Here is a 21,705-nt window from a genome sequence, read left to right on the forward strand (position 1 = left end):
AGTTTGAGCGCCTTGAGCCGACCGATCAGTTCAATCGACATGGCGAGCCTCCGCGCGCAGTCGGTCATAGCGATGGACATCGGGCCTCGGCTCCTCGGCCACCGACAGCGTCGTTGCCACCGGCGCGAGCGGGGGCGCACCCGATTTGAGCCGCGCCAGCACGTTCATCACGTGCTCGCCGCTGGGCCGACCGGATTCAAGCGCCCGCTCAACGGCCACGATGACCGCGTCCAGACCGTGGGCCGGAATCGCGCCCAGCACGTCGGCCATCACCCGGTCGCCGCCGAGTTGTTTGAGCAGATGGCGCTGCAGGCGCAGCAACGGCTCGGGCATCTCGGCAAACGGGGCGCCGTTGCGCAGGGCGCCCGGTTTGCGTCCGATGACGCCGATGTAGTGCGTAAAGTCGTAGAAGGTCTGATCGCGCTCGAAGCTGCGAACGTGTCGTGCAACTTCCTGGCCCTCGGCCACGAGCCTCAGTTCGCCCGGATAGACACGCAGGCTCAGGACGGCGTGGGCGTGTTCGGCCGGCACGCTGTAGCGGTTGCGCTGGAAGTGGATGAGCGCTGTGCTGCTCACCCGGACCGGTTTCTCGACGTAGCCGTCGAACGGCTTGGGGTTCGGCAGCATCTGCATGAGCTCGTCCTGCAGCACATCGGCGAGCGTCAGCGCAGGCCATTCCGGGTTGGCCATGTCAGCCCACGCCTGCCGGCACTGCTCGCCCAGCCAGGCGTTGAGCTCATCGAGGTCTTTCCACCTGCGCTCGCCCGCGTGCCGAAATATCTGCCGGCGACGGTCCTGGACGTTCTTCTCCACGCGCCCCTTCTCCCAGCCGGCTGCCCGGTTGCAGAACTGTGGTTCGAACAGGTAGTGGCTGCACAGGGCGTAGAAGCGCGGGTTGATGTCGCGTTCCTTGCCGCGCCCGACCCGGTCGACGGCCGTCTTCATATTGTCGTAAATGCCACGACGCGCCACACCACCGAAGGCGGCAAAGGCACGGGCATGCGCATCGAAGAGCATCTCGTGGCTTTGCGCCGGGTAGGCGCTCAGCCAGAACGCGCGGCTTGCGCACAGCTTGGTGTGGGCCACTTCGAGCCGTCGGCGCAAGCCGCCAATGAAGACGTACTCAGTGCTCCAGTCGAACTGGAAGGCTTCGCCCAGCGCAAAGGTGAGCGGCACGTAGGCTGCACCCGGCTTGCTCGCTTCATCCGCTCGCCAGCGCTTAACAAAGGCGCAGACCCGGTTGTAGCTGCCCGGGTAGCCCTGCGTCCGAATCGCCTCGAACATTGCTCGCGCCGTGCGCCGATCCCGCTTGGGCCGGTGGCGGTCGGTGTTCAACCACTGTCCCAGTTGATCCGCCCAGGCGTCGACGACGCTCCTGGCGGCACGCGGTCTGTACCGCGGCTCGACAACGTCGTGCTTGCGAAGCCAATGCCGGATGGTGTTCCGGGAGAGCCCGGTTTGCCGCGCGATCTCGCGCAGCGGCAAGTGGTCGCGGAAGTGCATCCGCCTGATCTTGGCCAACATGCCCACTTTGATCACTCCTCGATCTCCCTGCCTAAAACCTCAGCAGGGTAGTCAATCAAGGGTGGGTCAGATTTCGATGCAATTTAACCCCGCAAGTGGGTCAATTCTGGGTGGTCGTCAACAGGTATAGAGCGTCAGGAGAAGATCGCGGCCGGCGTCCGATATCTGTGTTTCGAATGCGTGGGACCACAGCGCCTCAGGGGACTGCAGCAAACCAGTGATGCTCTGTCTGTATTCCTCGGGCGGCGGTGACCGCAGACGGGTCAGCGATGCCAGCCACTCGACCAATCGGGGGTTGAAGTGGTCATGCTTGATGATGTCGAGGAAGAAGTCCTCCTCCAGGATCATGTCCCTGTACCGCTGCGGTAGGTCGCTGAAATACAGATGGTTGTAAAGAATTCGCGCGCGTTGGCCGAAGGAGTAGTCTCGCAGTTCCAGGACGCAGCGTTGGGACATCATCGTGCTGTGTAGGAAGCGCTCTGACACTTGAAACGCCTGGCGCAGAATGTGTTCCCTCGTGGTCAGCACAAACCTGCTATGCGACGTGTCTCGCACCATTTCTATGAAGCTGATCAGCGCCGCATCATGGTTGTTGCCAAGATAGGTGCGCTGGTCGCCGAGAAACGTTTGGCCCAGAAAGTCGTCGTAGTAAAAGATCTGCCTAGTCTTTGGGCGAAAGAGTCGCTTGCCTTCAATGAGGTCAGTCTGAATGACGACCGGTTGGTATCCCTCTTCCAGATGGGCGAACAGCAGCATCTCTGCAAGCGTCGTTTTGCCGATACCGGGAACGCCCGAGACGATGACAACACGCTGCTCCTGCAGCAAGTTCTGGGCGCGCTGAAATGCCTTGCTCTGGACGAAAACCGGTAGCTTGCGCCGGATGCGCTCGACCTCAAACTCGGTCTGCGACACCTCGGCGTTGTGCAGCACGCGATCCAGCACCGCGGTGCTCGTCAGCCAGAGCTTGAAGTTAGCGCGCTCGATCCCCGGATGGCGGCTTAGCAAGCCGTCCAGATCATCCGCCCCGATTGCATCGGCTGGTCCCAAGACGAAAGGCCGGCAGGCCTCGACAATCTTGTCCTTGTCGGCAGGCGACAAGGGCAGCGAGGTTACAAGAACATAGCGCTGCGGCTGCAACTGCCGGACCTTTGGTAGTTCGCTAATGCGAAGTTGCGACAGCAGACTGCTGACGGACGAGGAAGCGTAGTGCTTGCACTGAATGATCGTCGTGCCGCCGTCGAGCGGCGCATAACGTAGATCGATGCCGCGGTCGCGGCCAGTTTTGAACGCCTCCAGCGGGATGTTCCACTCCGCCTGCAGCAAGTCACGGGTAAGCTCTTCGAAGTCCTGCGGGGACAACGATTTGTAGTCATAGCGTGTCATCGAATGTCCCTCCCCAGCTGTCGTTCTCTACTTCCAGTCCTCGTTTCTTGGCTCACGCGAGCTCCTGAACCTTCAAATAGAGCTTGCGCAGGTGTTCATCGGACATGTCGAGGATAGGCTCGTACATGAACGAATTCAGGTGAATGTTCTCCGGCGTCATGAGGACTACGCACTGCAGCACCCCGATTGAAGCTGCGTCTTCAGGGAAGAGCGTCTGAAACCGCTTTAATAGCACTGCGGTCTGGTTGGCTTTAATACCAGCGACGAAGGCGGCGTCGGCGATCTTGCCCACCATGAATCGCTCTGCTGCAAGGCGCGTCGCTATGGCGAGAACAACTTTGTTGGCGAAGTTGATGCCTTCAGGGGCCTTCAAGCACTTCGCGGCCTCGTCGGTGATCAGGTCAACGACGGGCCTCTCGCCATCGGCGGAGCTGCCCTCTGCGCTAAACAGGCCGTTGTAGATGGTGTCCAGGTCGGCGACAGAGATGCTCTGCGAGTCAACCTTCCAGTGCAGCAGCGAGGTTAGCTTCACGAATTCCGGATCGGCCTCGCCACGCGTGTACTCGATGAGATTCCGTATAAATGAGATCGATGCGATCTTCTTCATCGCGTCCTTGAAGAACGCGCCCTTCCAGTCCTTCGTGAATACGTTCTTGATTCCAGCGGCCGGTTCCAGCGCCACGCCGGCACCGGTCTTCGAAGTCATTAGGCAGTTGCTGTAACCCACGAAGCGGCTTTCGACAGTGCGGTAGAAGTCGAAGTTGTGCGTCAACAGAATTTGCTTGAAATGCGGGCTTTCCGAGATGTCCATCAGGTATTGAATGATCGCGTACTTGTTCTTGTAGTCGAACGAGTCCGCGATATCGTCCACGATGATGAGCGTGTCCTGGCCAGCCTTCTTCCGTGCCTCGATCTCGAACAGGATGTTCAGTACATAGAGGGCCTTCTTCTCCCCCGTGCTGAGGGCCTGCAGCAGTGAAGCGCGGTCAACGGGCGCCTGCTCGGTGCCGTCGTTGAAGATGAAGTCGAGACTCAGCATCTCCTGCTGGCCCAGGATCACGTCCACGCGGTTCGATGCTTCCAGCTTGAACGGTACGAAGAAGCGCTCGTTGAAAATCTCTATGACATATTCCCACTGGGTCCTCTCCTTCTTCGCCTGCTCCTCGATTTCCTTGCGCCGCGCCTCGGCCGCTTGGTATTGGTCCAGCAAGGCCTTGTAGAGGTCAAACCGGGCATCGATATAGGCCTTCCAGACTTCCTGCCGGAAGTTGGCCATATTGGCGAACTTGGCCAGGAGCTCCTCGTGGTTGAGGAGATAAGCCTCGAAGTCGCGTACGGTAACGTTCTTCTGGATGAGCTTCTCGATCTCGGCGAACTTCTTGCGCAGGTCCTTATCGTTCGAGATCGCCTCCTTCTCCTTGGAGATCAGCTCCTCCAATTCTTTCTGCGTCGTGATTTCCTTCTTCTCGCCCGCGTTGAGGTTGATGGAGTGGTTTGCGGCAAAGAAGCCGTTGTCGGCGAGTTGCTTGGCGATCTGCGCGGCATTGTAGTAGTTGAAGACGCCCTTTTTGAAGTAGGTCGATTCGGCCAGCAGCTCGTTGTACTTCTTTATAAATCCGTCGATTGCGGTCTTGAAGTCCTTGGTGTCGAGGAAGCTCTGCACCTTCTCATCAAAGATCAGGTCGTAGGGCACATCCTTCAGCGGAGCATCCGGCCGGTTCGCCACCTCATCCTTGATGCGGTTCAGGGCGACATAGAACTCGTTGTCGTTGGCCGTGAATGCCAAGGAGAATTCCTTCTCGATATCGCGTTTGGAACCGGACTGCTCCTGCAGGGCCTTAAGCAACGCCGCCTTTGCTGCGTCAATCGCAGTGTGCAGGTCCTCGTACTCCTTTCGGAGCGCAGGATTCACCAGCAATGTCGACGTCTTTGTCGTGTGCCCCATAGCTTCTTCGTAGGGGCGGACCACGAGCACGCTCTCTTTCGGCAGTTCGGCGCCGGTCTCATCCTTGACGTTCCGCGTGCAGGCGCGCGCTGGAAAGATGCGGTCCCTAGAAGCCGTATCGCTGGCGATGTCTTGGAAGGTTTGCGCCAGCGAAGTCTTCATCGACCCGTTCGGCGCGTAGATGGCAATGGCGCTGGTCTTCGTGAAGTCCAGCGTCGCCGTGAGCCTGCGGATGCCGTAGCAATGTTCGAGATCAATCGTCAAAGTTCTCAAGGTGCCTTGGTCCCGTTGCTGCCGGTCGCCCCGGCGATTTCCAGATGGCCGAGCATCCGTTTGACATGCCCCGACATCATGACATTGGTGTCGAGCAAGAGGCGCGGCACGCGCCCGTCGTTCGGCGGGACGGCCGACTCAGTCACGCGCGGCGGCGTCGCGCGCCCAGGGCACTGCGTCGGCGACAGCGGATTCGTTGATCTGCAGTTCGGCGAGCTTGGCCCGCACCGCATCGCCGCGCTGGATGCGCACCGGCGTGAGGATGATCTGGCCGTTGACGGCTTCGACTTCGAAATACTCGGTCGGGCCGATGGCTTCCGTCACCGCCCGGGGTAGCGTGAGCTGGTTCTTGCTGGTGAGCTTGGCGAGCATGGCGGGCTCCAAAGAAAGGAATCCTTACTTTAGCGGTGCCGTCCGCCCGGTGTAAGGGGCGCTGGGCTGGTCGCCGGACATGTCCTCCGCAGCGCTCGCTGTCGTCGCCGAACCGGGAGTGTGCTGGACGCTGAAACCACTCGGGAATAGGATTAAATCCTGTCGTCCCGAGGAGCCCACGATGCGCACCACCCAGCAACTGAGCATCACCCTGCCCAATGACATGGCGGATGTGGTGAAAGAGAAAGTCCGGTCGGGCGAATACGCCAGCGAAAGTGAGGTCATCCGCGATGGTCTGCGCGCGCTGCTGGCGCGCGATAGGGCGGTTGAAAGCTGGCTGGTGCAACAGGTGGGGCCGGCCTACGACGCGCTCAAGGCGGACCCTTCCCGCGCGCTGAGTCCGGACGAAGTTCGCGCGCGACTTGCCGCCGAGCACGCCAAGGCTGGATGAGCCATCGCGTCGTTTTCACGCCGGAAGCTTCCGGGCAGCTTCTGTCCCTGTATGTCTACATTGCGCGCGCGGCATCCCCGACTGTCGCCGCGCACTACACCGACGCCATCGTCGCGTACTGCGAAAGTCTGAATTTCTTCCCGCATCGAGGCATACGGCGTGATGACGTTCGGGCCGGACTGCGCATCACGCATTACCGCAAGCGCGCGGTGATTGCCTTCGCGGTCGATGTCGATCAGGTGTCGATTCTCGGTATCTACTATGGTGGTCAGGATTACGAGGCCATGCTGCGGGATGATCCTGAGGGTGATGTAGAGCCTTGAGCAACCGGGCAAAGACAGGTCTCGGGACTGGTGAGCGAGCAGCGGCTTGATGCGGGTCGCCAGAACAGGGGCAAGGTCAGGATGACGGAAACCGCTTCCGCCCCCCATCACCCCGACGATCCGAAGCGGCAGGCGGGTTTTTGACACCCGTACTTTCCAGTTGGGTCTCGATGCACCACGCAGCAACTGGGCATCACCCTACCCAAGGACATGGCGACGAACCCACCAGCGCGCATGGCCCGCTGGCCGAGGGTCGAGGGCGGCCGCCTGTTTCGGCGTCAGCCTGCCGGCTCATGGGCCGGCCGACCAGTCGAATGTCCTCAGACCCGGCACGTGCGCGAACGCGCGGTCGGCGGTGATGAGGGTGCAGCCCTCGGCGACGGCCTGGGTGGCGATCAACAAGTCCATCGCGGCGAGACTCACGCCATGGGCTTCCATCCGCGTGCGCAGTTCGGCAAAGGTCGCGGCGGTGGAAGATGTCCAGGGCACGATGGGCAGGGCTTGCAAAAAGGTGTCGACCGCACGCGCAAGGCGGTTGGCTTCCGGCCGGCGGCGCACGCCGTAGCGAAGTTCGGCTTCGGTGATGACCGAGAGGCACACGCGCTGTTCGTCCATCGCGGCCAGCAGCACCGGATGCGCGTTGCCGCGTATCAGTGCCGACGCGGCATTGGTGTCGAGCATGCAGGGGCCGAGTGGGGTCATGGCCAGTCGCGCAACTGCGGCGGCGCGCTGTCGCGAGGGATGTCGAAGTCGGCGAATTCCTGCGGGGCTTCGGCAATGAGCGCGTCGCGCAATGCGAGCCAGTCCGAGAAGGTGCGTCTGTACGGGCTCAGGATGACGTCGCCGGTTTCGGGGTCACGCCGGATGCGGACCTCGTCACCTTCGAAGCGGAATTCGGCCGGCAGGCGTACCGCCTGACTTCGGCCGTTCTTGAACAGTTTCGCCGTGGTCATGGGAGGTGTTCTCGATAGGGTATATACGGCGATATATACCACCTGTTGCCGGGCGCTTCAAGTTCTCGCGGTCGGCATTTGTCCGCGGCCGGACCGAGGACGTAAAGGCGGGGCAAACCCGTCAGCGCGAGCAATGAGTGCGGGCAAGGTTCGCGCGCGATTTGCCGTCGAGCACCCCAAGGCTCCGGTGAGCCATCGCGTCGTTTTCACGTTGGGATCCAGCCGAAAAGGTCTGCACCGGTAGCCCCGCAGCGCGCTCTCCGGATTTCCACATCTGACCCGGCACAATAGTGCTTTGCCTTGCCGCGCCCATGCGGCCAGTCTCTGCGACTCACCGTACCGGAGCCCTCACCGCATGACGGAATCCACTTCCGCCCCTCGCCTTTCCGCCACCCCACCCCCCGCCATCGGCCTCAGCGGCGCCGCCCGCGAGCTCTACCGCGCGCTCTGGCTCCACGCCAAGGGCGTGCGGCCGCAGATGCTCGGCGCTGCCGCGCTCCTGTCCGGTGCGCAACTGATGCGCCTCACCATGCCCTGGCTCGCCGCGCAGGCGATCAATGCGCTGCAGCAGGGCGACATGGCGACGGCGGGGCGCTGGATTGCCTATCTGATCGGCATCTATCTGCTGTCCTGGTTGCTGCACGGCCCGGGTCGGCTGCTGGAGCGCAATGTGGGGGTGCGGGTGCGCGTGCGGCTGGCGGATCAGCTTTATGCGCGCATCGCGGCTGCGCCGCTGGCGTGGCGCGACGGGCGGCATTCGGGCGAGCTGCAGCACCGGGTGATGCAGGCCAGCCGGGCGCTGTCCGACTTTGCGCAGAACCAGTTCGACTATCTGCAGAGCGCGTTCAACTTCGTGGGCCCGCTGGTGGCGCTGGCGCTCTTGTCGCGCACCAGCGGGGCGATCGCGATCACCGGCTACGTGATCATTTCTTTCATCATCCTGCGCTTCGACCGCACCCTGATGCAGCTCGCCCGCGCCGAAAACGACGCCGAGCGCCGCTATGCCGCGGCGCTGCTCGACTTCGTCGGCAATGCCGGCACGGTGATCGGCCTGCGGCTGCAGGCGGCGTCGCGCACGCTGCTCGGCCGGCGCATGGACGCGGTGATGGCGCCGCTGCGCCGCGCGGTCATGGTGAATGAAGGCAAGTGGTTCACGGTGGATCTGCTTGGCATGGGGCTCACCTGGATATTGGTCGTGGTCTATGTCGTGCAGACGCGCCAGCCGGGGCAGGCGGTGCTGCTGGGCACCGTGTTCATGATCTATCAGTACGCGCAGCAGGCGGCCGGCGTGGTCGGCTCGATGGCGTCGAACTTCCAGAGCTTCGCGCGCATGCACACCGACTACGGCAGCGCCGAGCCGATCTGGGCGGCGCCAGCCGACCCCGACGCGACCGTGCCCGCCGTGCTGCCCGATGCGCCGTGGCAGACGCTGGCACTGCGCGGCGCCACCTGGCGCTATGGCGACGACGCGCGCGGCGGCTTGCATGGCGTGGATCTGGAATTGCGGCGCGGCGCGCGGGTCGCACTGATCGGCCCGAGTGGCGGCGGCAAGAGCACCTTGCTGCGCACGCTGGCCGGGCTTTATCCGCCGCAGCACGGCGAATTGCTGCGCGACGGCGTCGCGGTGCCGTGGGCCGAACTGCGCACGCTGGCCACGCTGATCCCGCAGGAAGCCGAGGTGTTCGAAGCCAGCGTGGAAGAAAACCTCACCTTCGGCCAGCCGGCCGACGCCGCGGCGCTCACGTCGGCCATGCATACCGGTGTGTTCGACGAGGTGCTCGAGCGCCTGCCCGACGGGCTGCACAGCGGCCTGAGCGAGCGCGGCGGCAATCTGTCGGGCGGCCAGCGTCAGCGGCTGGCGCTGTCACGCGGCGCGCTGGCGGCGCAGGGCAGTTCGCTCTTGCTGCTCGACGAACACACCAGCGCGCTCGATCCGCTCGCCGAGGGTCGTGTGTTCGACCGCATCGTCGCCGCGTTCCCGTCGGCCTGCATCGTCGCGTCGGTGCATCGCCCCAGCCTGCTCGCGCGCTTCGACACCGTCGTCGTGGTGGAAGGCGGGCGCGTGGTCGACGCCGGCCCGCGGGATGAGGTGCTGGCGCGGCGCACGCACTGAGCGGCACTGTGCAGCCAGCGCGGGCTGCTGGAAATGCGGCCCGATGCTGTCCATGCGGCGGCGATGCCCGCTGCACCTGCCTCAGGGCGAGAGCGGGCGCAGCCGCATGCGCTTGACCCGGCCTGCGGCGTCGAACTGGATCACGGTTTCGCTGCGGCCGCGCATGTCCTGCAGCAGATCGAGCGCGGAGAGCAGGTCGCCGACCACCGGAATCCAGTCGGCCATCGGCGGCGTGAGGTCGGCGTCCCCATAGACCCAGACCAGGGTGTCGGCGTCGCCGCCGACTTCGTCCGGTTCGCCCAGGGCCTTGCGCACGTCCTCGCGCGACGACTGGCCGGGCACGATCGTGGGGGCCGGCCCGGTGACGGTGGTGCAGCCGCACAGGGCGAGTACGAGCAAACCCGGCAGCAGGCGCCGCTTTGCGTACGCCACGGGCTTCATGGTGCGACAGCTTCGCGCGCCACCGCGTCGATGGCGTCTGCCACGTCCTGCGGGACTTCGCGCTGCAGGTAGTGGCCGGAATCCCACACCACCTGCAGGCCGGGGCTGTCGAGGCGGCGCAGCCAGTCGAGCCGCAGGCGGCCGAGCATCGCCCGGTAGTGTGCATTCTCCAGCGGGCCGGGGCGGTCCGACACCAGGATGCGGGTCGGGCGGTGCAGCGGTGCGCGCTCGTCCAGGCTGTCCAGACACGCGGCCTGGGCATCGAACTCGGCGCGCGCGGTGTCGCTGAAGGCCAGCGTGCGCATGGCGCGCAGCGCGGTCGCCAGGCCGGGCGCCTCCTGCTGCATCGTGGCCCAGTGCGCCGGGTGGGTCGGATCGAGCAGCACCAGACCGCCGGTTTCGACAGGGTGGCGACGCGCGAATACATATTGGTAGAGCCCGCCGAGCGAGTGGCCGACCAGCAGCCAGGGCGGCGCGATGCCGGCTTGCACGAGCCGGTCGCGGGTTTCGTCGGCGACGGTGCAGGGGTCGCGCGGTGCGGTGGTGGGTGCGCTGGCGCCATAGCCCGGCCGGTCGATGCGCACCACGCGGTAATGCCGTTCGAGCAGGGGCCGCAGCGCGTCCCAGACCTGCGCGTCGTCGCCCAGCCCGCTCTGCAGCACCACGGTGCGCGTGCCCGCGCCGCTGACCTGCAGGGTCGGCCCGTCGGGCCGCGCCTCCGGTGCCGCCAGCAGACACAGCGCGGCAAGCAGGCCGGCCTTCACTGCGCGCGCTCCAGCGTCATGCCCGAGTAGCGCACCCGGAGACCGTCTTCGCTCAGTTCGGCCACTTCGCCGCCGGAGGCGAGCACGCCGAGCACTTCGACCCGTCGTGCATCGAGGCGCCGCAACGGCACCGCCGGCGCATCGTTGCCGCCCACGGCGTGCAGCACGCTGCGCGACAGCAGCACGCCGGCGTCCTCGAACACCTCGACATGGTCGATGAGGGCGGCTTCCGGCGTGCCGGCCAGCGGCCGCCAGCGCCCGGTCAGCGCTGGGGCGGAGCCGCTGCCTTCGGGCCGCATGCGCTCTCCCGCCAGCAGCGCACCGCCCTCGGCATGCGCGACCAGCACGTCCCGGCCGGCGATCTGGCGGCGCTCCAGCGCGATCTCGCCGAGGCGCCCGATGGGCACAGGCAGCAGCCCGAGCAGCCGGTAGCGCAGCCCGGCGCGACCCTGGTTGTCGGGGATCAGTTCGAAGCGGGTGCCGGCCAGGTCGGCGTGCAGGCGCTCGCCGTCTCGGCTCACCCGCACATGTCCGGCCAGCGTGCTGTAGTCGCCCGGCCAGACTTCCAGCTCTTCCGGTCGCCAGGGCTGTTCGCGTGCGGCAAAGAGGGCGGGCGAAGCGGCGCGCGGTCCGTTTCGCGCTTCGAGGAACAGTTCCAGCGCGTAGGCGGCCGCGGCATGCACGGTCGGCCCGGCTCCCGCGCTGTTGCTGGCGACGATGACGCCCAGGCGCTGCGCGGGCAGCGCGATCAGGCGGCTGCTGAAGTGCAGGGTGGCGCCGTCGTGCTGGATGAGCGGCCCGGCGCCGCCCGGGCTGTCGCTTCCCGGCATGTTGAGCAGCCACCCGAGGCCCATCCGCAGGTCGAGGTCCAGCGGGTTGCCGGCGTACTGCGCCTGCTGCATCGCGCCGCGCACCGCCTGCGGCAGCCGGCGGTCTTCCGGATCGAGCGCGGCGATCATGAAGCGGCTCATGTCGAGCACGCTGGCGTTCAGCCCGCCGGCGGCGATGTCGCGCAGCGCCATTTCGGGCACCACGCGACCGTCGCGGTGGGCGCGGGCGGCGGCGTCGGGCAGCGCGGCGGTGACGCTTGCGGTGTGCATGCCGAGCGGGCCGAGCAGCGTGCGTTCGAGGTGGGTGGCGTAGTCCTCTCCGCTGACCTGTTCGACCGCGAGCCCGAGCAGGGTGAAGCCGAGGTTGGAATAGCTGAACACCTGACCCGCCGGGTAGGCGGTGTCGATGCCGGCCAGCGTCGGCAGCACGCTGTGCATGGGCGCCACCGTGTCGCCCCACATGCCGCCGGTCAGGTCGCGCGGCAGGCCGGCGTGATGGCTCATGAGCTGGCGCGCGGTGAAGGCGACCGGCGCGCCGCCGGCATGGCGGTCGCGCATCTGCAGGGCGGGCAGCACGGCGGCGAGCGGCGCGTCCGGATCGATCCGCCCCGCTTCGGCCAGCCGCATCGTGGCGGTGGCGGTGAACAGCTTGGTGATCGAGCCCATGCGGTACACCGTGTCCGGTGTGGCGGGCTGGCGGGCGTTCGCGTCGGCCCAGCCGGCACCGTGCGCCCACACCACGCGCGGGCCGTCGACCACGGCGATGCTCAGGCCGGTGATGCCTTCGCTGCGCATGCGATGGGCGAGCCAGGCTTCCATGTGGCGGACGACGGCGGCATCGTCGCCGGCGGCCAGCGCCGACGGGCGGGCCGGTGCGCCGGCGCAGGCGGCCAGCAGTTGCGACAGCGCAAGCAGCAAGCCGGTGAGACGGAGTGGGGTACGGGTCATGTCGGGGGTTCTCATGCATCGGGAGTCGCCAGCATGCCGAACGCTTCCTTCAGGAAAGCCAAAGACGCCCTTCCCGCCGGGTGCCGCGAAAGATAGTCTGCGCCGGTTCCGGGTGGAGACGCGGCCACAGCGCATGCACATACTGATCGTCGAGGATGATGTCGGACTGGGGCCGGCCATGATGGCGGCCCTCAAGGCCGAAGGCTGTTCCAGCGTCTGGCTGCGCCGGCTGGCCGACGTGCCGCCGCTGGCCGATCTGGCGGTCGACTGCGTGCTGCTCGACCTGTCGCTGCCGGACGGCGACGGGCTGGCGCTGCTCAGGCGCTGGCGCGCCCGCGGCGAGGTCACGCCGGTCATCGTGGTGACGGCGCGCGGCGCGCTCGACGAGCGTCTGGTCGGGCTGGACACCGGCGCCGACGACTTCATCGTGAAGCCCTTCGCCATGCCGGAGCTGATGTCGCGCTTGCGCGCGGTGACCCGGCGCAGCGCGCGCCAGGCCAGCGACCTGTGGCAGGTCGGCGGCCTGCAGGTGGCGCCGCGTGCGCATCGCGCCTGGCTCGATGGCGTTGAACTCGACCTGTCGCCGCGCGAGTTCCAGTTGCTGCTCGAACTGGCGCGCGAGCCGGGGCGGCCGGTGTCCAAGGGCGAACTGGGCGTGCGCCTGGCGCCGCTGGGCGATCCGCTCGACGGCGCCACCATCGAAGTCCACCTGTCGAATCTGCGGCGCAAGATCGGCGCGGCCCGGATACGCACGCTGCGTGGCGTCGGCTATCTGCTGGAGGAGGCATGACCCTGGGACTGCGACCGTCGCTCACCGGGCGTGTGGTGCGCGCGTTGCTGTGCGCTTTCGCGCTGGTCTGGGCCGCGCTGGTGGCCCGCGACTTCGTCGACTACCTCGCCTATGACGACGATCCGTCGCCGCTCGGCACGCTGGCCGAGGCGGTGCTGCAGTCGCTCGAATCGCTGGACGACGCTTCGGTGCGCATCGCGCTCGCAGCCTCCGACCGCCAGTACAACCAGTTGCGCCGGCAGTCGCCGCTGCCCACCGAACTGCGTCCGCTGCTGTTCGTGGCCGGGCGCGCCGGACAGCCGCCGGTCTATCGTTCGCCCGGGCTCGCCGGTGCGCACGAGGGCTGCGACGGCACGCCGGCCCGCACCGAGACCGAACTTGCGGGTCAGCGCTACTGGCGGGCGGAGCGCAGTGCCGGCGGCTGGTGCGTGGTGGCGCTCGAACCGGTGCTGGAAGCCGGCACCGTGCTTCGCCTGATCAACGCCACGCTGCTGCAGCCCATGGCGATCGCGCTGCCGCTCATCCTGCTGCCCTTGTGGCTGACCGTGCGCAGCGGTCTGGCACCGCTGCGCCGTTTTGCCGAGCGGGTCAGGCGGCGCGCGCCGGACGACCTGTCGCCGCTCGACGTCGATCTGCGACACGCCGAACTGGCGCCGCTCGGCGAGGCCTTCGACGCGCTGCTTGCGCGTGCCCGTGCCAGCATCGAGCGTGAGCGCAGCTTCGTGCAGGACGCCGCCCACGAATTGCGGACACCGCTGGCCGTCATCGCGGCCGAGGCGCACGCGCTGACCGGTGCGACCGACGCCGCTGCAAGTCTGCGCGCGCAGCGCGGGCTCGAAGCGGCCGTCGCGCGCGCCTCGCATCTGGTCGGCCAGTTGCTGCGCCTGGCCACGCTGGAAAGCCGGGGCGACGGCAACCCGCCCGCCGCCTGCGATGTGGTGGCGCTGCTGCGCGAGGTGCTGATCGCGGCACTGCCTGCGGCGAACGCACGCCGGGTCGACATCGGACTGGACGGCCCGGATGCGCTGCACGCACACCTGGATGCGGGCGCCCTGCACTCGGTGGTGGATAACCTGGTGCGCAACGCGGTGGCCTACGGTCGCGAGGGCGGGCGGGTGGACATCGTGCTCAGGCAGATCGGCGATACCTTGCAGCTTGACGTGGCCGACGACGGCCCCGGCCTCGATCCGGCGCTGCAGCCGCACCTGTTCGAGCGCTTCCGCCGCGGCGCCGGCACGTCGGCGCCGGGCGCCGGCCTTGGCCTGGCCATCGTGCGCGAAGCCGTGCGGCGTCTCGGCGGGCACATCGCGCTGGCGGCCGGTCTGGACGGACGGGGCACCGGATTCCGCGTCACCGTGCCCTTCGTGGCGGCTCGACCGACCTGAAGTGCGGCCACATCAGCGCGGCGGCGAAGCCGGCCGAAAACAGCTTATGCCGCCGAACAGCAGTGCGACCAGCAGAAGGCTGAGGCTTTCGAGCATGGGGTGTCCCGTGTGGCGAGGTCTGACCGTGTGCTATCGGGAAGAGGGGTGAAGTTGCGCTACAGGCGGCGCAGGGCAGTTCGCTGCTGTTGCGCGACGAGCCCTCCAGCGCGGTCGACCCGCTAGCCGGGGGGCGCGTGTTCGACCGCATCGTCGCCGCGTTCCCGTCGGCCTGCATCGTCGCGTCAGTGCATCGCCCCAGCCGGCTGGCGCGCTTCGATACCGTCGTCGTGGTGGAAGGCGGGCGCGTGGTCGATGCGGGGCCGCGGGACGAGGTGCTGGCGCTGCGGGTGCATTGAATGGCTGCTCCGTGGTGTGGCATCTGTCGGGTGGCCTCGATATGAAGTCGATGCGCGCGATGATTGGGTGGGGGTGTTGGGCATCGCTGCGCTCACCCCAACCTGCGGGTGTACGCGGGCGGTGGTTTGTCGGGCGGCGCGTTGCGACCGGGATTCTGGCGGGCGGCGGTTCGGTGCGGGCGTCGGGCATCGTTGCGCTCGCCCTGCCAACGGATACGTCGCCCTTGTAGGTTGGGGTGAGCGCAGCGATGCCCAACAACGGGCTCTGCCCGGGGGCTGCCCGTTGGGCCAGTCAAGGAGCTGGCCGCCCCGCGCGCAGCAACTGGCGCAGCCGGGGTTGCACGCGACTGGCGCACCGGCATCGATCCGCGCCTCAAGGCCTCTGTCGCGTGGCGTTGAATGNCGTTGGGCCAGTCAAGGAGCTGGCCGCCCCGCGCGCAGCAACTGGCGCAGCCGGGGTTGCACGCGACTGGCGCACCGGCATCGATCCGCGCCTCAAGGCCTCTGTCGCGTGGCGTTGAATGTGTTCAAGGCGGGGCCGCCCGTTCAATCTGCGCCCTTGCCACGTCCCATGAGGTGGCCCAATCCAGTGTCCTTTGCGGCATGTCGTTCAGTTTCATGATGATGTCGGTCAGGTTGCATGAGCCCAGCCCGCCCTCTGCTTCGACGATCACCGTGTAGCAGCGGATCAGGTCGTTCATCGAACCCAGCGTCTTGCGGCAGTCGGTCTTGCCGAACAGACCCGTGTGATAGGGCGCCAACGTTCGCGCGATGGTGCCGCTGTCGAGCCCTTTCATCGACAGCAACTGCTGCAGGCCGGCCAGGAACATGTCGGGCAAGGTTTGGGCGTTCAGCTGCCGCCGGCCCTGATGGAGCACGAAGGACAGCAGCGTTGATTCGCTCATGAACAGGAGGAACTGAGTCTTCCCGATCGGAAACCGATGGACATACCAGTGCCCAAGTGGCGCATTGCTGGTCTGGACATCTGCCAGTTGCGGCTTGCGCAGCCCGATCGCCTTCTGGACTTCAGCGGTGCACTTCAGGATCAGCATGAGTCAGGGTACTGCTTCAATAAGCAGGCTATCGGTCCTTGTCATGGCGGACCGGCAGCACACTTCTTGCATCCACCCTCCCGGATCGGCCCGAATGTCCGCCGGGGCGCACGGCCGCAGTCTCTTTGCTGCGTTTGTCGCTGCACTTGCGACATTCGCGTCGTCTTGCGTGCGCGAGGTGTGGAATGGACAGGATCGGCATCTTCTTCGGAACGGAAACGGGCACCACGCGGCTGGTGGCCAAGAAGATCCACGCCCGGCTGGGCGACGAAGTGGCGGCGAAGCCGCTGAACGTGAACCGGATCGAGCCGGCGGATCTGCTGCGCTACAACGCGCTCATCCTCGGCACGCCGAGCTACGGCGTGGGCGACATGCCCGGCCGCTCGGCCGGTTGCCTGGAGGCGAACTGGGAAGAGTTCCTGGCGAAGATGCCGGCCGACGCCGATCTGAGCGGCAAGCGCATCGCGCTGTACGGCCTGGGCGCGCAGGAGCGCTATGCCGAACGCTTCGCCAGTTCGCTGCGCCGGCTGCACGATGTACTCGTGGACTACGGCGCCGAAATCATCGGCGGCTGGCCCACCGAGGGCTACACGTTCGAGCACTCGGCGTCGGTGGTCGATGGCCGCTTCGTCGGTCTGGTGATCGATCAGCGCACGCAGGGTATGTACACCGACGAGCGGCTCGATGCCTGGGTCGATCTGGTGAAGCCGCTGCTGCTGGAGAAGTTGCAGCAAGCGGCGTAAGCGCGGGACGTTTTCCGTTTGACCGGCACACGCGGCCGGGCCCCAGGCCGGTCGCGGTCGCCCGCGGGAGGATTTTCGCGCGGTTCGTGACCAGCCACTTCCTGTACGGCCTCCGAAGCACTCACCTTTGGCCGGTGGTGGCGATACCATACTCTCCGGTCATCGGTCGATGTTGGAGGCATGGCGCGAAATGAGGCATGGGGCACCAGGCGGCGCGTATTCCATTGGAGCGGTGCGGTGAGCCTGCGTGCCCGCATTCTGCTGCTCGTGCTGGTGGCTTCGCTGCTGCCGCTGCTGGCCATGGTGTGGCTGCTGCTGGAGAATCGAGAGGCGACGGTGATGCAGGCGCGCGAACAATTGGTGCAGCGCGCCGAAACCATCGCCAGTGATCTGGACGACAAAATCGCCGGCACCGCGCAGTTGCTGTTCGGTCTGGGGCGCGTGCCCATCGTCGGCAGCGATGACAAGGACGCTTGTTCGGGCTTCCTTGCCGACGTGCTGAAGGAGCACCCGCAATACACCGGCCTGCTGACCATCAAACCCGACGGCACCCTGCACTGTGATTCGCTGCGCAGCGGCCGTCAGCTCAATCTGACCGATCGGGGCTATTTCCGGCAGGCGCTGCGGTCGACGGGGCCGGTGGTCGAGCCGGTGATCGGTCGACTGACCGGAAAGAGCGTGCTGCAGATTGCCTATCCGGTGCGCGCCGCTGACGGCACGTTGAGCTACATCCTGCTGGCATCGCTCGACATGGATGCCTACATTCGCGCGGTGAGCCAGACGCTTCCCTACAGGCGCATGCACTTCCAGATATGGAATCAGGATGGATCCATCATCATGGCGAGCCCTGACCCGGGCCGGGACGTGCTGGATGTGAGTGCCGACCTGCGGCGTTTCATGCTTTCGCCGGATGCCGGTGCGGTCGCGACACTGGGCGCGGATGCCACGGCCAGCATCTGGGTCAAGGGCTCGCTGCCGCGGTCGCGCGACGCCGGGCTGCGTCTGGCGCTGAACGTTCCCGAAGCGGAACTCAACGCCCGCATCGACGGCCAGTTCGAACGCGCCATGGGCGTGCTTGTCGCACTGTCACTGCTGGTATTCGGGGTGGCAGCCGTGCTCGGTGAATTCGCCGTGCGGCGCCAGACCATGCGCCTGATGCACGCGATTTCGCGCGTCGACGCCGGTGACTACAGCCCGGCCGCTGGTGCAGTCTATCCGCGCGGCGAACTGGGCCAGGTGATGCAGGCGCTTGACCGCATGGTCGCTTCGCTGGAGCGCCAGCGGCAGGAGATCGCGCACAAGACCGAGGCGCTGCAACGCCAGGCCCGCATCGATGCGCTCACCGGTCTGGCCAACCGCCACATGCTGACCGAGCGGCTCGATCAGGCGCTGTCGTGGGCGCGGCGCTCGGGTCGCGTCGCCGGTGTGCTGCTGCTGGATCTCGATCGTTTCAAGATGGTGAACGACAGCCTCGGGCACAGTCAGGGCGATGCACTGCTGCAGACGGTGGCCGGTCGGCTGCAGCAGTGCGTGCGCGAGGACGATACCGTCGCCCGGCTCGGCGGTGACGAGTTTGTCGTCGTGCTGGCCGACATGGCCGATGTCGCCGACATCGTACCGGTGGCAACCAAGATTCTGGCTGCGCTGGCCGAACCGGTTGCGGTCGGGCCGCAGGCGCTGTCGGTCAGCACGAGCGTCGGCATCGCCGTCTATCCGCGCGATGGCGCAACGGCGGACGCGCTGCTGCAATATGCCGACACGGCGATGTATCGTGCGAAGGATCGGGGCGGCAACGCGATTGCCTTCTTTGCCCCCGACATGATGCAGGCGATGGTCGATGGCCTGCAGATCGAAGCGGGCCTGCGTCACGCGCTCGAAAACGGTGAATTGCGCCTGCACTTCCAGCCGATCATCGATGTCCGCAGCGGCCGGGTCAGCTCGGCGGAGGCTCTGGTGCGCTGGATGCGTCCGCAGCAAGGCCTTGTGCCGCCGATCGAATTCATTCCGATCGCCGAAGAAACCGGGCTGATCGTGCCCATCGGCGACTGGGTACTGCGCGAAGCGTGCCGGCACGCACGTGCCTGGCAGGCGGTCGGCCTGGGCCACATCCCGGTGGCCGTGAATCTGTCAGCTCGTCAGTTCAGGGTGCCGTCACTCGACGACGCCGTCGCGCAGGCGCTTCAGGACAGCGGCTGCCCGGCATCGCTGCTGCAGCTCGAAATCACCGAAAGTTTGATCATGGAACAGGTCGATCAGGCGCTGTCGACCATGCACCGCCTGACGGCTCTGGGTGTGCAGCTGACGATTGATGATTTCGGCACCGGTTATTCGTCGCTCAGCAAGCTCAAGCAGTTCCCGTTCAGCAAGCTCAAGATCGACCGCAGCTTCGTGCAGGAGATACGTGCCGATGCCGACAACGTTCTGGTGGATGCCATCATTTCGCTGGCCAGGAATCTCGGGTTGCGCACGGTGGCCGAAGGCGTCGAAACCGCGGAACAGGCCGCCTATCTCGCGGCGAGAGGCTGTGACGCGTACCAGGGCTTCCTGTTTTCCCGCCCGTGCGACCCCGAAGCCTTCCTTCAGGTGGTGTTCCAGCGCAACGCGGCAGCGCAGCCGGGTGATGTTCCGGTGACCCTGTAAGCCCGGCGTGGTGGTCCCGCAGTTCGGGGTGAGCGCAGCGGCGCCCGACAACGGTCTCGGCCCGCTTGCTACGACCGGCCCTTGAGCCAGTCGAAGGTGCTAGCCATTTCGGCCGGGCTGACGTCGTCGATCTGGGCGTCGGCGAACACGTCTTCACCGGCACGCCAAGCGGCCTCGCTTTCGGGTTGCGACAGGGCCAGCATCAGCGCGTGGTTCAGTTCGTAGGCGCCCCACGCGTAGCCGGCGTCGCGCAGTGCGGCCTGCAGCGCGTTCTGAACCAGGCTGCGCACCATCCGGTGCGCCACGGAATACGGGATGTCGTCGACCTGACCGCGGGCGGCAAACGAACAGGCGTGGCGGTCATGCGAGGCGTGGCCGCGGCAGGCCAGCGGTCGGGCCGGGTAGATGGCGCAGGCACCGTCGTCGTCGACGAAAGGACAGGGGCTTTGCAGCGTCACCCGCCGTGCTTCGCTTTCGAAGCGGGTGCGCGCGTCGGCTTCGGCGATGCGCTGCACGACGCGCCGGCACATCGCCGGGTTGCTGGCCATCAGATGGCGCGCGACATGCAGCACCTCGGGCGCGGTGGCCGTGACGCGCAGCGTGCAGCAGGTGGAGCATCCCCGGTCGCAGGCGACCGGGGCACCGGCGTCGAGCCGCGCCTGCAGCGCCTGTTCGAAGCCGTCGAAGGCCTCGTCGAGCAGATGCGACAGCAGCGCTTCATCGTCGTTGCGCGCGTCGAGTATCTGCGCGAAAGCCGCATGCCGGGCGCGGAAGAAGCGCAGGTTGTCGTCGTCGTGTGCCATGCCGTGCCGCTCCGTCCGCAGAATCCCAGCGTCGCACTCTAGGGATGAGGACTGCGGCAGCGGTTGACGCATCGCAAACGATGTCGATGCAGCAGCATCCGACGCTCAGCCGAGCAGGGTTTTCGCGACCAGCCCGACCACCGCGCATCCCGCGATCACGTGCATCACGTTGCGCTTGTAGCGGAACAGCGCCACCGCGGCGCCGGCGGCGATCAGCGCCGATATGGCGTCGAAGCGGCCGTCGAAGCCGTCCGGCCACAGCACGTGGTAGCCGAAGAACAGCGCCAGATTGACGATGACGCCGACCACGGCGGCGGTGATGGCGGTCAGCGGCGCGGTGAATTTCAGGTCGTCGTGGGTCGACTCGACCAGCGGGCCGCCGGCCAGGATGAACAGGAAGGACGGCAGGAAGGTGAACCAGGTCACCAGCGTCGCGGCGACTGCGCCGGCCAGGAACAGGCCGTCCGGGCCGAACATCGCCCGCATGTCGTCGCTGAGGTAGCCGCCGACGAAGCCGACGAAGGCCACCACCATGATCAGCGGGCCGGGCGTGGTTTCGCCGAGCGCCAGGCCGTCTATCATCTGCGTCGGGGTCAGCCAGCCGTAGTGCCCGACCGCGCCCTGATACACATAGGGCAGCACCGCGTAGGCGCCACCGAAGGTGAGGAGTGCGGCCTTCGTGAAGAACCACGCCATCTGCGTCAGCGTGTGGCCCCAGCCGAACACCATCGTCAGCAGCGCCATCGGAATCACCCACAGCAGCGCACCGATGATCGCCACGCGCGCCAGCCGCGTCCAGCGGAAGCGCGCGTGCTCGGGCGTCGGTGTGTCGTCGTCGATCAGCGCCGGGCCGAATGACTTGAGCGCCTTGCCGTGGCCGCCACCGGCGCTGAACTTCCCGGGCGCGACGCGGCCGCCGACATAACCGATCAGCGCCGCCGCAGCTACGATGGCCGGAAAGGGTACGTTGAGCGCGAAGATGGCGACGAATGACGCGCCGGCGATCGCCCACATCCAGTTGTTCTTCAGCGCGCGTGAGCCGATGCGATGCGCCGCCTGCAGCACGATGGCGGTGACCGCCGGCTTGATGCCGTAGAACAGCCCGGCCACCAGCGGCACGTCGCCGAACGCGATGTACACCCACGACAGCGCGATCAGGATGAACAGCGACGGCAGCACGAACAGCACGCCGGCAATGATGCCGCCCCAGGTCCGGTGCATCAGCCAGCCGATATAGGTTGCGAGCTGCTGCGCTTCCGGGCCGGGCAGCAGCATGCAGTAATTGAGCGCATGGAGGAACCGGCGTTCGGATATCCAGCGCCGGTTCTCGACCAGCTCCTGATGCATGATGGAAATCTGCCCGGCCGGTCCGCCGAAGCTGATGAAGCCGAGCTTGAGCCAGAACAGGAAGGCGTCGCCGAACGGTACGGTCGGGGCGGGGCGGGGGGGGGCGGCAGTGTCGGGCAGCGGCATGGTGAGCGTGGTCAGTGCGGTGGCGCGGGGCGGCAGCGTCGGATGCAGAGTGTGGACGGAAATCGCCCGGGTTTTTCGTGGGAGCGGCGAGCGGTGAGGCTTTT

Annotated in this window: 20 protein-coding genes; 8 read left to right on the forward strand and 12 right to left on the reverse strand. The window is 66.6% G+C overall.

All coding sequences use genetic code 11. The features are described from left to right. Nucleotides 1–30: 30 nt before the first annotated feature. The 4 genes from istA to NMQ14_RS18455 form a co-directional block, all read right to left on the reverse strand. Nucleotides 31–1,530 (reverse strand): IS21 family transposase, encoded by a 1,500-nt coding sequence (istA, locus tag NMQ14_RS18440; RefSeq protein WP_257098354.1) that lies wholly within the window; start codon nucleotides 1,528–1,530, stop codon nucleotides 31–33. A gap of 111 nt (nucleotides 1,531–1,641) precedes the next feature. Further along, nucleotides 1,642–2,907: a restriction endonuclease gene (locus tag NMQ14_RS18445; RefSeq protein WP_257098330.1), complete on the reverse strand. Its 1,266-nt coding sequence runs from the start codon at nucleotides 2,905–2,907 to the stop codon at nucleotides 1,642–1,644. Between the two features lie 52 nt (nucleotides 2,908–2,959). Beyond that, the gene (locus NMQ14_RS18450; RefSeq protein WP_257098331.1) at nucleotides 2,960–5,116 is read right to left on the reverse strand and encodes a hypothetical protein; all 2,157 of its coding nucleotides are present in this window, start codon (nucleotides 5,114–5,116) and stop codon (nucleotides 2,960–2,962) included. Nucleotides 5,117–5,263: 147 nt separating this feature from the next. Continuing rightward, the gene (locus NMQ14_RS18455; RefSeq protein WP_257098332.1) at nucleotides 5,264–5,497 is read right to left on the reverse strand and encodes an AbrB/MazE/SpoVT family DNA-binding domain-containing protein; all 234 of its coding nucleotides are present in this window, start codon (nucleotides 5,495–5,497) and stop codon (nucleotides 5,264–5,266) included. A gap of 181 nt (nucleotides 5,498–5,678) precedes the next feature. Here NMQ14_RS18455 and NMQ14_RS18460 point away from each other — a divergent pair, with 181 nt between their 5' ends. Beyond that, a complete protein-coding gene (locus tag NMQ14_RS18460) occupies nucleotides 5,679–5,948 on the forward strand; it encodes a type II toxin-antitoxin system ParD family antitoxin (protein WP_257098333.1) in 270 nt (89 codons plus the stop codon). Further along, entirely contained in the window at nucleotides 5,945–6,271 is a 327-nt protein-coding gene (locus NMQ14_RS18465) for a type II toxin-antitoxin system RelE/ParE family toxin (RefSeq protein ID WP_257098334.1), read from the forward strand. Before NMQ14_RS18460 ends, NMQ14_RS18465 begins: the two co-directional genes overlap by 4 nt. A gap of 291 nt (nucleotides 6,272–6,562) precedes the next feature. Here the strand turns inward: NMQ14_RS18465 and NMQ14_RS18470 are convergent, their stop codons facing one another. Together NMQ14_RS18470 and NMQ14_RS18475 are read right to left on the reverse strand one after the other, a co-directional pair. Then, nucleotides 6,563–6,952 (reverse strand): type II toxin-antitoxin system VapC family toxin, encoded by a 390-nt coding sequence (locus NMQ14_RS18470; protein ID WP_257098335.1) that lies wholly within the window; start codon nucleotides 6,950–6,952, stop codon nucleotides 6,563–6,565. Nucleotides 6,953–6,969: 17 nt separating this feature from the next. Next, a complete protein-coding gene (locus tag NMQ14_RS18475) occupies nucleotides 6,970–7,224 on the reverse strand; it encodes an antitoxin (protein WP_018412190.1) in 255 nt (84 codons plus the stop codon). A gap of 355 nt (nucleotides 7,225–7,579) precedes the next feature. Here NMQ14_RS18475 and NMQ14_RS18480 point away from each other — a divergent pair, with 355 nt between their 5' ends. Then, nucleotides 7,580–9,337: an ABC transporter ATP-binding protein gene (locus NMQ14_RS18480; RefSeq protein WP_257098336.1), complete on the forward strand. Its 1,758-nt coding sequence runs from the start codon at nucleotides 7,580–7,582 to the stop codon at nucleotides 9,335–9,337. An 81-nt stretch (nucleotides 9,338–9,418) separates the two neighbouring features. Here the strand turns inward: NMQ14_RS18480 and NMQ14_RS18485 are convergent, their stop codons facing one another. Genes NMQ14_RS18485 through NMQ14_RS18495 form a run of 3 tightly spaced genes read right to left on the reverse strand, consistent with a single transcriptional unit; the run spans nucleotide 9,419 to nucleotide 12,320 of the window. After that, entirely contained in the window at nucleotides 9,419–9,778 is a 360-nt protein-coding gene (locus NMQ14_RS18485) for a hypothetical protein (protein WP_257098337.1), read from the reverse strand. Next, the gene (locus NMQ14_RS18490; RefSeq protein ID WP_257098338.1) at nucleotides 9,775–10,542 is read right to left on the reverse strand and encodes an alpha/beta fold hydrolase; all 768 of its coding nucleotides are present in this window, start codon (nucleotides 10,540–10,542) and stop codon (nucleotides 9,775–9,777) included. Before NMQ14_RS18490 ends, NMQ14_RS18485 begins: the two co-directional genes overlap by 4 nt. After that, nucleotides 10,539–12,320, reverse strand: coding sequence for a serine hydrolase (locus NMQ14_RS18495; RefSeq protein ID WP_257098339.1), 1,782 nt, complete (start codon nucleotides 12,318–12,320; stop codon nucleotides 10,539–10,541). The genes NMQ14_RS18490 and NMQ14_RS18495 overlap by 4 nt, the downstream gene beginning before the upstream one ends. A 133-nt stretch (nucleotides 12,321–12,453) precedes the next feature. Between NMQ14_RS18495 and NMQ14_RS18500 the strand changes: the two genes are divergently transcribed. From NMQ14_RS18500 to NMQ14_RS18510, 3 genes are all read left to right on the forward strand, one after another. Next, on the forward strand, nucleotides 12,454–13,110 hold the full coding sequence (locus NMQ14_RS18500) for a response regulator transcription factor (RefSeq protein ID WP_257098340.1): 657 nt from the start codon (nucleotides 12,454–12,456) through the stop codon (nucleotides 13,108–13,110). Then, a complete protein-coding gene (locus NMQ14_RS18505) occupies nucleotides 13,107–14,495 on the forward strand; it encodes a HAMP domain-containing sensor histidine kinase (RefSeq protein ID WP_257098341.1) in 1,389 nt (462 codons plus the stop codon). The genes NMQ14_RS18500 and NMQ14_RS18505 overlap by 4 nt, the downstream gene beginning before the upstream one ends. Before the next feature lie 233 nt (nucleotides 14,496–14,728). Further along, nucleotides 14,729–14,890, forward strand: a complete 162-nt coding sequence (locus tag NMQ14_RS18510) for a hypothetical protein (RefSeq protein ID WP_257098342.1) — start codon at nucleotides 14,729–14,731, stop codon at nucleotides 14,888–14,890. A gap of 527 nt (nucleotides 14,891–15,417) precedes the next feature. Here NMQ14_RS18510 and NMQ14_RS18515 read toward each other — a convergent pair. After that, a complete protein-coding gene (locus tag NMQ14_RS18515) occupies nucleotides 15,418–15,942 on the reverse strand; it encodes a hypothetical protein (protein WP_257098343.1) in 525 nt (174 codons plus the stop codon). A 185-nt stretch (nucleotides 15,943–16,127) separates the two neighbouring features. On the opposite strand from NMQ14_RS18515, the gene NMQ14_RS18520 reads away from it, so the two are divergent. Both NMQ14_RS18520 and NMQ14_RS18525 read left to right on the forward strand, forming a co-directional pair. Then, nucleotides 16,128–16,685 (forward strand): flavodoxin, encoded by a 558-nt coding sequence (locus NMQ14_RS18520; RefSeq protein WP_257098344.1) that lies wholly within the window; start codon nucleotides 16,128–16,130, stop codon nucleotides 16,683–16,685. A 237-nt stretch (nucleotides 16,686–16,922) separates the two neighbouring features. Further along, the gene (locus tag NMQ14_RS18525) at nucleotides 16,923–19,325 is read left to right on the forward strand and encodes an EAL domain-containing protein (RefSeq protein ID WP_257098345.1); all 2,403 of its coding nucleotides are present in this window, start codon (nucleotides 16,923–16,925) and stop codon (nucleotides 19,323–19,325) included. A 68-nt stretch (nucleotides 19,326–19,393) separates the two neighbouring features. Here NMQ14_RS18525 and NMQ14_RS18530 read toward each other — a convergent pair whose 3' ends face one another. Both NMQ14_RS18530 and chrA read right to left on the reverse strand, forming a co-directional pair. Next, nucleotides 19,394–20,128, reverse strand: a complete 735-nt coding sequence (locus NMQ14_RS18530; protein ID WP_257098346.1) for a YkgJ family cysteine cluster protein — start codon at nucleotides 20,126–20,128, stop codon at nucleotides 19,394–19,396. Nucleotides 20,129–20,233: 105 nt separating this feature from the next. Continuing rightward, nucleotides 20,234–21,601: a chromate efflux transporter gene (chrA, locus tag NMQ14_RS18535; protein WP_257098347.1), complete on the reverse strand. Its 1,368-nt coding sequence runs from the start codon at nucleotides 21,599–21,601 to the stop codon at nucleotides 20,234–20,236. Nucleotides 21,602–21,705: the final 104 nt, after the last annotated feature.

Source organism: Methyloversatilis sp. XJ19-13 (assembly GCF_024580155.1).
GTDB lineage: Bacteria > Pseudomonadota > Gammaproteobacteria > Burkholderiales > Rhodocyclaceae > Methyloversatilis.